9 protein-coding genes are annotated in these 11,705 nt (G+C 56.7%); 4 read left to right on the forward strand and 5 right to left on the reverse strand.

All coding sequences use genetic code 11. The features are described 5' to 3' along the window. Positions 1-29: 29 nt before the first annotated feature. From IM284_RS00470 to pepA, 5 genes are all read right to left on the reverse strand, one after another. Positions 30-1,049 carry an NAD(P)-dependent alcohol dehydrogenase gene (locus IM284_RS00470; RefSeq protein WP_028014580.1) on the reverse strand — a complete coding sequence of 340 codons (1,020 nt, stop codon included), beginning with the start codon at positions 1,047-1,049 and terminating at the stop codon, positions 30-32. 83 nt (positions 1,050-1,132) lie between these two features. After that, positions 1,133-1,636, reverse strand: coding sequence for a GNAT family N-acetyltransferase (locus IM284_RS00475; RefSeq protein ID WP_028014579.1), 504 nt, complete (start codon positions 1,634-1,636; stop codon positions 1,133-1,135). A 123-nt stretch (positions 1,637-1,759) separates the two neighbouring features. Next, positions 1,760-4,615, reverse strand: coding sequence for a valine--tRNA ligase (locus tag IM284_RS00480; protein WP_045630735.1), 2,856 nt, complete (start codon positions 4,613-4,615; stop codon positions 1,760-1,762). Then, positions 4,615-5,058: a DNA polymerase III subunit chi gene (gene holC / locus IM284_RS00485; protein WP_003861884.1), complete on the reverse strand. Its 444-nt coding sequence runs from the start codon at positions 5,056-5,058 to the stop codon at positions 4,615-4,617. Before holC ends, IM284_RS00480 begins: the two co-directional genes overlap by 1 nt. Positions 5,059-5,175: 117 nt before the next feature. Continuing rightward, positions 5,176-6,687: a leucyl aminopeptidase gene (pepA, locus tag IM284_RS00490; RefSeq protein ID WP_028014577.1), complete on the reverse strand. Its 1,512-nt coding sequence runs from the start codon at positions 6,685-6,687 to the stop codon at positions 5,176-5,178. Between the two features lie 143 nt (positions 6,688-6,830). Here pepA and IM284_RS23690 point away from each other — a divergent pair, with 143 nt between their 5' ends. The 4 genes from IM284_RS23690 to arcB all read left to right on the forward strand — a co-directional run bounded on the left by IM284_RS23690 (position 6,831) and on the right by arcB (position 11,605). Continuing rightward, positions 6,831-6,890 carry a hypothetical protein gene (locus IM284_RS23690; RefSeq protein WP_213743486.1) on the forward strand — a complete coding sequence of 20 codons (60 nt, stop codon included), beginning with the start codon at positions 6,831-6,833 and terminating at the stop codon, positions 6,888-6,890. Positions 6,891-6,953: 63 nt separating this feature from the next. After that, entirely contained in the window at positions 6,954-8,054 is a 1,101-nt protein-coding gene (gene lptF, locus IM284_RS00495; protein WP_028014576.1) for an LPS export ABC transporter permease LptF, read from the forward strand. Beyond that, the gene (gene lptG / locus IM284_RS00500; protein ID WP_047367047.1) at positions 8,054-9,136 is read left to right on the forward strand and encodes an LPS export ABC transporter permease LptG; all 1,083 of its coding nucleotides are present in this window, start codon (positions 8,054-8,056) and stop codon (positions 9,134-9,136) included. The genes lptF and lptG overlap by 1 nt, the downstream gene beginning before the upstream one ends. A 135-nt stretch (positions 9,137-9,271) precedes the next feature. After that, complete coding sequence (gene arcB, locus IM284_RS00505) at positions 9,272-11,605, forward strand: aerobic respiration two-component sensor histidine kinase ArcB (protein WP_045260464.1); 2,334 nt, start codon at positions 9,272-9,274, stop codon at positions 11,603-11,605. Positions 11,606-11,705 lie beyond the last annotated feature (100 nt).

Raw genomic sequence — 11,705 nt, forward strand, 5'->3', positions numbered from 1 at the left:
AGGCGAAGCCGCCACCCGGCAAACTCACATCAGAAATCCGCTTTCAACACCACGCGATAACGGGCTTTGCCGTCGCGCACGTGCTGGATGGCTTCGTTAATTTTCGACATTGGATACAGCTCGGTGGTCGGCGTCACTTTGGTGCGGCCGGCAAACTTCATCAGCTTGCGCAGCTCGTATGGCGTACCGGTCGCGGAGCCTGACACGCTGCGATCCCCGCCGATCAGGGTAAAGGCCGGAACCGGCAGCGGCTTCATCACCGCACCCACGGTGTGGAAGTTACCGCCGTAGGCCAGCGCTTCAAAGTACGGCTGCCAGTTGAGATCGACGTTCACGGTGTTGATGATCAGGTCAAACTGCCCAGCCAGCGCGTTCAGCGCGTCCGGATCGCGGCTGTTCACGACTTTGTCCGCGCCCATTGCCAGCACTTCTTTCTCCTTCGCCGGGTTCGAGCTAAACGCCGTCACTTCACAGCCCATCGCGTGCAGCAGCTTGATGGCGATGTGGCCCAGACCACCGATACCGATCACGCCCACGCGGCTGGTGGCGGTGACGTGGTGCATCAGCAGCGGTTTAAAGACGGTGATCCCGCCGCACAGCAGTGGACCAGCAGATTCAATATCAATGCTGTCCGGCAGCGGGATGACCCATTGCCAGTCGGCGCGCAGCTTATCGGCAAAACCGCCCTTGTTCAGGATGGTGGGCACTGCGCCTTCAAGGCAGTTGATCTGGTTGCCGCTGATACAGGCGTCGCAGTGGCCGCAGCTGCGTGCTGTCCAGCCAATGCCCACGCGCTGGCCAACCTTCAGCCCTTTGTCCTGCGCGGCGCTGCCGAGCGCGACGACGCGGCCAATCACTTCGTGCCCGGCAACCAGCGGATAGCTGGAGAAGCCCCATTCGTTGTCGATCATCGAGAGATCTGAGTGGCAGACCCCGCAGTAATCAACCTGTACTTCGACGTCTTCTGCTTTTAGTTCGCCCGCATCGTACTCGTACAGCTCAAGTTCTGCACCCGCCTGCGGTGCGGCGTAGCTTTTTATCTTCGACATCGTGTTTCCCCCGTTGTGGTGTGAACTGAGAGTGTAGAGCATTCAGTTTACAGCCGCTTAACAGAAGGGGGCAGGAACGAAACTTACAGACTTTTCAGCATTCTGACTTCGCAGTCAACGTGGCCCGTGCAGCCCAGCGGCGCATCGATATGCTCAAAGCCCAGATGTTCATACAGGCCGATGGCCTCTTTGAGGAAGGCGGTGGTTTCGAGGTAACAGCGTTTAAAACCTTGATTGCGCGCGTGCTCCAAGGCGACCAGCGCCAGCTTTTTCGCCAGACCCTGTCCACGAACCGACGGCAGGAAATACATTTTCTGCAGCTCACAGATATCCGGCTCGCTGCAGCTCAGCGGTGCAACACCGCCGCCGCCCACAACCTGGCCGTCCTGCTCAATGACCCAGTAGGCGTGGCCCGGCTGGCTGTACAGCTTAAACAGTTCGTCAAGATTCGGGTCGGCAACGGTGTAACCTTTATCCGCCGTCAGCCCAAACTCTGCAGAAACGGTGCGGATAACGGCGGCGATAGCCGGATTGTCCTGCTCAGTGATCCGACGCATCGTCGTCGCGACGGGGGTAATCACGCTCATAGCATTACTCATTACAAAAATTGACACACAGTTGCTGTTAATAGCACCGCAGAAAAGGGAGTGCAAGCGAGGAGTTTTCAGGAAGGTTACCCCTTACGCCCTGAAGCGTAAGGGGTAAAAGCATTACAGGGCCGCGATAACGGCCTGCTGCTCGATCAGTTTGGTCTTCGCATCGGCGAAGGCAACCAGACGCTCACGCTCTTTGGCGATGACCGCTTCCGGCGCGCGTGCCACAAAGCCTTCGTTCGCCAGCTTGCTTTCGATTTTGCCAATTTCCACATCGACTTTCGCCACTTCTTTCGCCAGACGCGCCAGCTCTGCGTCTTTGTCGACCAGGCCCGCCATCGGGATCAGCAGCTCCGCACCGTCGATGATTTTAGTCACGGAAACCGGACCCTTGTCATCGGCAGGCAGCACGGTGATGCTTTCCAGACGCGCCATGGTTTTCAGGAAGGTGTTGTTCTCGGTGACGCGACGAACGGCAGCGTCGCTGCAGCCGCGCAGCAGCAGCTCCAGTGGTTTACCCGGGGCGATGTTCATTTCGGCACGGATGTTACGTACCGCAACGATCGCCTGCTTCAGCCACTCGGTATCCGCTGACGCGGCTTCATCAACCTTAGCCGCATCGAATTCCGGGAACGGCTGCAGCATGATGGTATCGGCGTTGATGCCCGCAATGACCTTCACGCGCTGCCAGATGGTTTCGGTGATGAATGGAATGACCGGATGCGCCAGGCGCAGCAGGCCTTCTAGGACGGTAATCAGCGTGTTGCGCGTGCCGCGCAGCTCCGCTTCAGAACCGCCGTTCATGACCGGCTTCGCCAGCTCCAGATACCAGTCACAGAACTGGTTCCAGGTGAATTCGTACAGAATGCCCGCTGCGATATCGAAGCGGTAGCTGTCCAGCGCCTCGCGGAAGGCTTTCACCGTCTGGTTAAATTCCGCCAGGATCCAGCGGTCCGCCAGAGACAGGGTCATCTCGCCGCCGTTGAAGCCGCAGTCCTGATCTTCGGTGTTCATCAGCACGAAGCGGCTGGCGTTCCACAGCTTGTTACAGAAGTTACGGTAACCTTCAAGACGCTTCATGTCCCAGTTGATGTCGCGGCCGGTAGAGGCCAGCGCCGCCAGGGTGAAGCGCAGGGCGTCGGTACCGTGAGATTCGATCCCGTTCGGGAACTGCTTCTCGGTACGCTTGCGGATTTTCTCAGCCAGCTGCGGCTGCATCATGTTGCCGGTACGTTTTTCCAGCAGGTCTTCCAGGGAGATCCCGTCAACCATGTCCAGCGGGTCAATCACGTTGCCCTTGGACTTGGACATCTTCTGCCCTTCGTCGTCGCGGATAAGGCCGGTCATATAGACGGTATGGAACGGAACCTGCGGCTTGCCGTCTTCGTCTTTGATGAAGTGCATGGTCATCATGATCATGCGGGCAATCCAGAAGAAGATGATGTCGAAGCCGGACACCATTACGCTGGTTGGATGGAACTGACGCAGCGCGTCGGTGTTTTCCGGCCAGCCGAGGGTAGAGAAGGTCCACAGCGCGGAGGAGAACCAGGTATCCAGAACGTCTTCATCCTGGCGCAGGGCCACGTCAGCGCTCAGGTTATTTTCCTGACGCACTTCGTCTTCGCTACGGCCAACGTAGACGTTGCCTTCGTTGTCGTACCATGCCGGGATGCGGTGACCCCACCAGAGCTGACGGGAGATACACCAGTCCTGAATGTCGCGCATCCAGGAGAAGTACATGTTTTCGTACTGCTTCGGCACGAACTGAATGCTGCCGTTCTCAACCGCTTCCACAGCCGGTTTCGCCAGCACGTCGGCACGGACGTACCACTGGTCGGTCAGCATTGGCTCAATAACCACGCCGCCACGGTCGCCGTACGGCACGGTCAGATCGTGAGGCTTAATCTCTTCCAGCAGGCCGAGAGCATCAACGGCGGCTACGATGGCTTTACGTGCAGCAAAGCGCTCCAGCTTCTGGAACTCAGCCGGGATCTCGCTGGAATAAACGTCGGATTCGTTGCCTTTGGTATCGTACACCTCTGCGCTTTCGCGGATATCGCCGTCGAAGGTCAGAATGTTGATCATCGGCAGGGCGTGACGACGACCCACTTCATAGTCGTTGAAGTCGTGCGCCGGGGTGATTTTCACGCAGCCGGTGCCTTTTTCCATGTCGGCGTGTTCGTCGCCCACAATCGGAATGCGGCGGTTCACCAGCGGCAGCACCACAAATTTGCCGATCAGATCTTTATAACGCGGATCTTCCGGGTTAACGGCCACGCCGGTATCGCCCAGCAGGGTTTCCGGACGGGTGGTCGCCACCACCAGGTAATCTTTACCGTCTGCGGTTTTTGCGCCGTCGGCCAGCGGATAGCGGATGTGCCACATGGAGCCTTTGGACTCGCGGTTTTCCACTTCCAGGTCAGAAATTGCGGTGCGCAGTTTCGGGTCCCAGTTTACCAGGCGTTTGCCGCGGTAAATCAGGTCTTCTTTGTACAGACGGACGAACACTTCTTTTACGGCGTTGGACAGGCCTTCGTCCATGGTGAAGCGTTCGCGCTCCCAGTCCACGGAGTTGCCGAGACGGCGCATCTGACGGGTAATGGTGCCGCCGGATTCTGCCTTCCACTGCCAGATTTTGTCGATGAACGCATCGCGACCGTAGTCGTGACGAGTTTTACCTTCTTCAGCGGCAATTTTACGCTCAACCACCATCTGGGTCGCGATACCCGCGTGGTCAGTCCCCGCCTGCCACAGGGTGTTTTTGCCCTGCATGCGCTGGTAGCGGATCATGGTGTCCATGATGGTCTGCTGGAAAGCATGCCCCATATGCAAACTGCCGGTGACGTTCGGCGGCGGGATCATGATGCAGAAGGACTCTTTGCTTTCGTCGCCGTTAGGCTTGAAATAGCCCTGCTGTTCCCAGTGCTCGTAAAGCGGCTGTTCGATATCGCGTGGGTTATATGTCTTTTCCATTATTTCCAGGTTGCCGTATTCAGGTTAAAACCGGCCAGGCGGTACGCTTTATAGCGTTCGCGCGCCAGTTGTTTCAAGGATTCTTCGTAAGGGACAAAGTCTACCACTTCTGTGAAAGCGGTGGCAAAATCTGCAAAGTCTGTCCGCAGGCTAATGAGAATATCGCGCGCGCTGCTGTTGCGCTTTTGCGGCCAGGCAATTTCGACCGGTGCCCCGCCGCGTGGACCTTCGCCCGACAGGTTATGCGGAACAAAACTTTCCGGCGGGCGCGCCCATAGCGCTTCATCCAGGCGAATCGCCTGCTGCTCATCTTCACAGGCAATCAGTACGCGTTTACCTGCGCGCCAACGTTCTGCGGCAATTTCACACACCAGCTGTTCAACGGCGCTGAGGCCATCCTGATGGGTGTCGTTGTCCAGAAGGTAGAACGTTGCATTCTTCATATATGGGGCTTCTTGTCGTGGATTTAAATGCAAAGCCGGGTGGCGCTTCGCTTACCCGGCCTACGGTTGAGTGGCGTGTAGGCCGGGTAAGGCGAAGCCGCCACCCGGCACATTACATCACTCGTCGCCGTTAAAACCCGCACGATTAAGCAGGAACTGCGACAGCAGGGCCACCGGACGTCCGGTAGCGCCTTTGGCTTTACCGGAGCGCCATGCGGTACCCGCGATATCCAGGTGCGCCCAGTTATATTTACGGGTGAAGCGCGCCAGGAAGCAGCCTGCGGTAATTGCGCCGCCAGGACGACCACCAATGTTAGCCATGTCCGCAAAGTTAGACTCCAGCTGTTCCTGATACTCGTCACCCAGCGGCAGACGCCATGCGCGGTCACCGGCCTGCTCGGACGCGCCGATAAGCTCGTGCGCCAGCGGGTTGTGGTTCGACATCAGGCCGGTGATGTGATGGCCCAGGGCAATCACGCAGGCACCGGTCAGGGTGGCCACGTCGATAACCGCTTCTGGCTCGAAGCGCTCAACGTAGGTCAACACGTCACAGAGTACCAGACGGCCTTCGGCGTCGGTATTCAGCACTTCAACGGTCTGGCCGGACATGGTGGTCAGGACGTCGCCCGGACGATACGCGCGACCGCCAGGCATGTTTTCGCAGCCTGCCAGCACGCCGATTACGTTGATGGGCAGCTGAAGCTCCGCAACCATACGCATGACGCCGTAAACCGCCGCCGCGCCGCACATGTCGTACTTCATCTCATCCATGCCTTCTGAAGGCTTGATGGAGATACCGCCGGAGTCAAAGGTCAGCCCTTTACCGACGAGCACGATCGGACGCGCGTCTTCAGACGGATTGCCTTTGTATTCGATGACCGACATAAGGGATTCGTTCTGCGAGCCGTTACCCACCGCCAGATAAGAGTGCATCCCCAGCTCTTTCATCTGCTGTTCGCCGATGACGCGGGTGATGACGTTTTTGCTGTAGGAGTCAGCCAGCTGGCGCGCCTGAGAGGCGAGGTAGGCGGCGTTACAGATGTTTGGCGGCATGTTGCCGAGATCTTTTGCCGCTTTGATACCGGCGGCAATCGCCAGACCATGCTGGATGGCGCGCTCGCCGCTGGTCAGTTCGCGACGGGTTGGCACGTTAAAGACCATTTTGCGCAGCGGGCGACGCGGCTCGCTTTTGTTGGTCTTAAGCTGATCGAAGCTGTAAAGGCTCTCTTTTGCCGTTTCGACGGCCTGACGCACTTTCCAGTAGGTGTTACGGCCTTTGACGTGCAGCTCGGTCAGGAAGCAGACGGCTTCCATTGAACCGGTGTCATTCAGCGTATTAATGGTTTTCTGAATAACCTGCTTATACTGACGTTCATCCAGCTCGCGCTCTTTGCCGCAGCCAATCAGCAGAATACGCTCTGACAGGACGTTCGGAACATGGTGCAGTAACAGCGTCTGCCCAGGTTTGCCTTCCAGTTCGCCACGGCGCAGCAGGGCGCTGATATAGCCGTCACTGATTTTATCGAGTTGCTCGGCGATCGGGGAGAGTCGGCGCGGTTCAAAGACGCCCACAACGATGCAGGCACTCCGCTGTTTCTCCGGGCTACCGCTTTTTACACTGAACTCCATGCACTACGCTCCTGAATCTTAAAGACAACGGCGGCTGCTACGGATAGAATTGAAACCTTTCGTAACTCATGTCCGCTGTTGTGGTGACTTCGTGTTAATCTTACGTTACTACGGTTTCGACACGTCAGAAAAAGTCCTGAAGCGTGAATCCGCCGGATGTTTTAATCTTAGCGACGATTTCGACGACTCAAGAGAATAAATGACGTTTAAGCCATGAAACAAGCGATTTTCCAGCAAAGAGACGGGTTTTTACGGGCGTATTTAAAGTGATAATCATAAGATATCTGGTGCGGGAGACGCTCAAAAGCCAACTGGCGATCCTCTTCATCCTGCTGCTGATTTTTTTCTGTCAGAAGCTGGTTAAGATCCTCGGTGCGGCCGTTGACGGCGAAATTCCAACGAATCTGGTGCTTTCCCTGCTTGGGCTGGGGATCCCGGAAATGGCGCAGCTTATTCTGCCGCTGAGTCTATTCCTCGGCCTGCTGATGACCCTCGGTAAGCTGTACACCGAGAGTGAAATTACGGTGATGCATGCCTGTGGCCTGAGTAAAGCCGTACTAGTGAAAGCGGCGATGATACTGGCGCTATTCACGGGCATTGTTGCGGCGGTGAATGTGATGTGGGCGGGCCCTATGTCTTCCCGTCATCAGGACGAAGTGCTGGCCGAGGCGAAAGCAAACCCCGGCATGGCGGCGCTCGCGCAGGGGCAGTTCCAGCAGGCGACTGACGGAAACTCCGTGCTGTTTATTGAGAGCGTTGACGGCAGTAAATTCAACGATGTATTTCTGGCGCAGCTGCGTCCTAAAGGTAACGCGCGTCCGTCAGTGGTGGTTGCCGATTCTGGCCAGCTTTCTCAGCGCAAAGACGGTTCTCAGGTCGTCACGCTGAATAAAGGCACCCGTTTCGAAGGCACCGCGATGCTGCGTGACTTCCGTATTACGGATTTCCAGAACTATCAGGCCATTATTGGTCATCAGGCGGTGGCGCTCGATCCGACGGATACCGAGCAAATGGATATGCGCACGCTGTGGAATACCGATACCGACAGAGCGCGGGCTGAGTTCCACTGGCGTATTACGCTCGTATTCACCGTGTTTATGATGGCACTGATTGTCGTGCCGCTGAGCGTGGTGAACCCGCGCCAGGGCCGCGTGCTCTCTATGCTGCCAGCGATGCTGCTTTACCTGATCTACTTCCTGCTGCAAACCTCGATTCGCTCTAACGGCGCGAAGGGTAAGCTGGATCCGATGGTCTGGACATGGTTCGTTAACAGCCTGTACATCTTACTGGCGCTGGGATTAAACCTGTGGGATACGGTGCCTGTGCGCCGCATACGTGCCCGATTCTCGCGTAAAGGAGCCATCTAATGCAGGCGTTTGGCGTTCTTGATCGCTATATCGGTAAAACCATTTTCACCACCATCATGATGACGTTGTTCATGCTGGTGTCGCTCTCCGGCATTATCAAATTTGTCGATCAGCTGAAAAAAGCCGGGCAGGGCAGCTATGACGCGATGGGGGCGGGGATGTACACCCTGCTCAGCGTGCCAAAAGATGTGCAGATCTTCTTCCCGATGGCGGCTCTGCTGGGCGCGCTGCTGGGGCTGGGGATGCTGGCTCAGCGCAGCGAGCTGGTGGTGATGCAGGCCTCAGGCTTTACCCGTATGCAGGTTGCGCTGTCGGTAATGAAAACCGCAATCCCGCTGGTGCTGTTGACCATGGCAATTGGCGAGTGGGTGGCACCGCAGGGCGAGCAGATGGCGCGTAACTATCGTGCTCAGGCAATGTACGGTGGTTCACTGCTCTCGACTCAGCAAGGTTTATGGGCGAAAGACGGGAAAAACTTCGTCTACATCGAAAGGGTAAAGGGTGATGATGAACTGGGCGGGGTGAGCATCTACGCGTTCAACGACCAGCGCCGTCTGGAGTCTGTCCGACACGCCTCTTCCGCGAAGTTTGACGCTGAACATAAGCAGTGGCGTTTGTCGCAGGTTGATGAATCTGACCTGACCGATCCAAAACAGATTACCGGGTCACAGACGGTGACCGGCACCTGGAAGACCAACCTCACGCCGGATAAGCTCGGGGTTGTTGCGCTGGATCCTGACGCGCTCTCTATCAGCGGCTTGCACAACTATGTGAAGTACCTGAAGTCGAGCGGGCAGGATGCCGGACGCTATCAGCTCAACATGTGGAGCAAAATCTTCCAGCCGATGTCCGTGGCGGTGATGATGCTGATGGCGCTGTCGTTTATCTTCGGCCCGCTGCGTAGCGTGCCGATGGGCGTGCGCGTCGTGACCGGTATTAGCTTCGGCTTTGTCTTCTATGTACTCGATCAGATCTTCGGTCCGCTGACGCTGGTTTATGGCATCCCGCCGATTATCGGTGCGCTGCTGCCGAGCGCCAGCTTCTTCCTGATCAGCCTCTGGCTGCTGCTGAAACGCTCCTGATTGACCTCTCCTCGCTTCCGGTGAATCGGAGGCGAGGCTAATCTCCTGTTTCACCCCGCACTTTTTCTCACAACCTTCAACGTCCCGCCTCGAATTTGAGTATTATTGAGCGATAAAGTCGTGAAGGGATCCTCTATGAAGCAAATTCGAATGCTAGCCCAGTACTACGTCGACCTGATGATGAAGCTTGGGCTGGTGCGTTTCTCCATGCTGCTGGCGCTGGCGCTGGTCGTTCTGGCGATTGTCGTGCAGATGGCCGTTACGATGGTTCTGCATGGTCAGGTCGAGAGTATCGACGTTATCCGCTCTATCTTCTTCGGCCTGCTCATTACGCCCTGGGCGGTCTATTTCCTTTCCGTGGTGGTCGAACAGCTGGAGGAGTCCCGTCAGCGCTTATCAAAACTGGTCGATAAGCTGGAGGAGATGCGCGAGCGCGACCTGAAGCTCAACGTTCAGCTTAAAGACAACATTGCTCAGTTGAATCAGGAAATTTCAGATCGTGAGAAGGCGGAGGCAGAGCGTCAGGCCACGCTGGAACAGCTGAAAATCGAAATGAAAGAGCGCGAGGTGACGCAGATCCAGCTTGAGCAGCAATCCTCCTTCCTGCGTTCGTTCCTGGACGCTTCGCCGGATCTGGTATTCTACCGTAACGAAGATAAAGAATTTTCAGGCTGTAACCGGGCGATGGAGCTCCTGACCGGGAAAAGCGAGAAGCAGCTGATTCACCTCAAGCCGCAGGACGTTTACTCCGAAGAGGCGGCCGCCAAGGTCATGGAGACGGACGAAAAAGTGTTCCGCCATAACGTCTCGCTGACCTACGAACAGTGGCTGGATTACCCGGACGGGCGCAAAGCCTGCTTTGAGATCCGTAAGGTGCCGTACTATGACCGCGTCGGGAAGCGCCACGGCCTGATGGGCTTCGGCCGTGATATTACCGAGCGTAAGCGTTATCAGGATGCGCTGGAGCGCGCCAGCCGCGACAAGACCACCTTCATCTCCACCATCAGCCATGAGCTTCGTACGCCGCTTAACGGCATTGTGGGGCTGAGCCGCATTCTGCTGGACACCGACCTGACCGCAGAGCAGGAAAAATACCTCAAAACGATTCACGTCTCGGCGGTCACGCTGGGTAATATCTTCAACGATATTATTGACATGGATAAGATGGAGCGCCGAAAGGTTCAGCTTGATAACCAGCCGGTTGATTTCACCAGCTTCCTTGCCGATCTGGAAAACTTGTCTGGTCTGCAGGCCCAGCAGAAGGGGCTGAATTTTGTCATGGATCCCACCCTGCCGCTGCCGCATAAAGTGATTACCGACGGCACGCGCCTGCGTCAGATCCTGTGGAACCTCATCAGCAACGCGGTGAAATTTACCCAGAAGGGGCAGGTGGCGGTGCGTATTCGCTATGACGACGGCGACATGCTGCACTTTGAGGTGGAGGACTCCGGGATTGGTATTCCGCAGGAGGAGCAGGACAAGATTTTCGCGATGTACTACCAGGTGAAGGATAGCAACGGCGGAAAACCGGCCACTGGTACCGGAATCGGTCTGGCGGTGTCTAAGCGGCTGGCGAAGAGCATGGGCGGTGACATCACCGTTGCCAGCCAGGCGGGCAAAGGGTCAACCTTCACGCTGACGGTGCATGCGCCGGCGGTGGCGGAAGAGGTAGAGGATACCTTTGAAAATGACGATATGCCGCTGCCTGCGCTGCACGTCCTGTTGGTGGAGGATATTGAGCTTAACGTGATTGTAGCGCGCTCGGTGCTGGAAAAACTGGGCAACAGCGTGGATGTCGCGATGACCGGTAAAGCCGCGCTGGAGATGTTTACACCTGGTGAATATGACCTCGTTCTGCTGGATATCCAGTTGCCGGATATGACCGGGCTGGATATCTCGCGTGAACTGACGCGTCAGTACGCGGCTGATGAACTGCCGCCGCTGGTGGCGCTGACGGCGAACGTGCTGAAAGATAAAAAAGAGTACCTCGACGCCGGTATGGACGATGTACTCAGCAAGCCTCTGGCGGTGCCTGCTCTGACCGCCATGATCAAGAAGTTCTGGGATACCCACGATGAAGAGGAGAGCACCATGACGTCTGTTGATAGCGCAAAAGCCCAAACGATACTCGATACCGCGATGCTGGAGCAGTATATCGATCTGGTCGGCCCGAAACTGATTACCGACGGCCTGGCGGTGTTTGAAAAAATGATGCCGGGTTATCTGAGCGTGCTGGAGTCAAACCTGACGGCGCGTGACCAGAAGGGCATCGTGGAAGAAGGGCATAAAATCAAAGGCGCAGCCGGCTCGGTCGGGTTACGCCACCTGCAGCAGCTGGGTCAACAGATTCAGTCGCCTGATTTACCAGCTTGGGAAGATAACGTTGGTGATTGGGTTGAAGAGATGAAACAAGAGTGGCAGAACGATGTTGCGGTGCTTAAAGCCTGGGTGGATGCCAGAAAAAAATGACCCCGGCTAGACCGGGGTGCGCGAATACTGCGCCAACACCAGGGAAATCGTGGCTGCGCCTGTTTTTTAAAGTAATTTTCTAATGGGCGCCGCCGTAAAA

The organism is Enterobacter cloacae complex sp. P12RS, assembly GCF_014895875.1.
Classification (GTDB): domain Bacteria; phylum Pseudomonadota; class Gammaproteobacteria; order Enterobacterales; family Enterobacteriaceae; genus Enterobacter; species Enterobacter bugandensis.

Bases quoted from the DNA above. Each gene is read 5' to 3' on its own strand.
- lptG (WP_047367047.1), top strand. From the start codon at position 8,054: ATGCAGGCGTTTGGCGTTCTTGATCGCTATATCGGTAAAACCATTTTC.
- arcB (WP_045260464.1), top strand. From the start codon at position 9,272: ATGAAGCAAATTCGAATGCTAGCCCAGTACTACGTCGACCTGATGATG.
- pepA (WP_028014577.1), bottom strand. From the start codon at position 6,687: ATGGAGTTCAGTGTAAAAAGCGGTAGCCCGGAGAAACAGCGGAGTGCC.
- IM284_RS00470 (WP_028014580.1), bottom strand. From the start codon at position 1,049: ATGTCGAAGATAAAAAGCTACGCCGCACCGCAGGCGGGTGCAGAACTT.
- holC (WP_003861884.1), bottom strand. From the start codon at position 5,058: ATGAAGAATGCAACGTTCTACCTTCTGGACAACGACACCCATCAGGAT.
- IM284_RS00480 (WP_045630735.1), bottom strand. From the start codon at position 4,615: ATGGAAAAGACATATAACCCACGCGATATCGAACAGCCGCTTTACGAG.
- IM284_RS00475 (WP_028014579.1), bottom strand. From the start codon at position 1,636: ATGAGCGTGATTACCCCCGTCGCGACGACGATGCGTCGGATCACTGAG.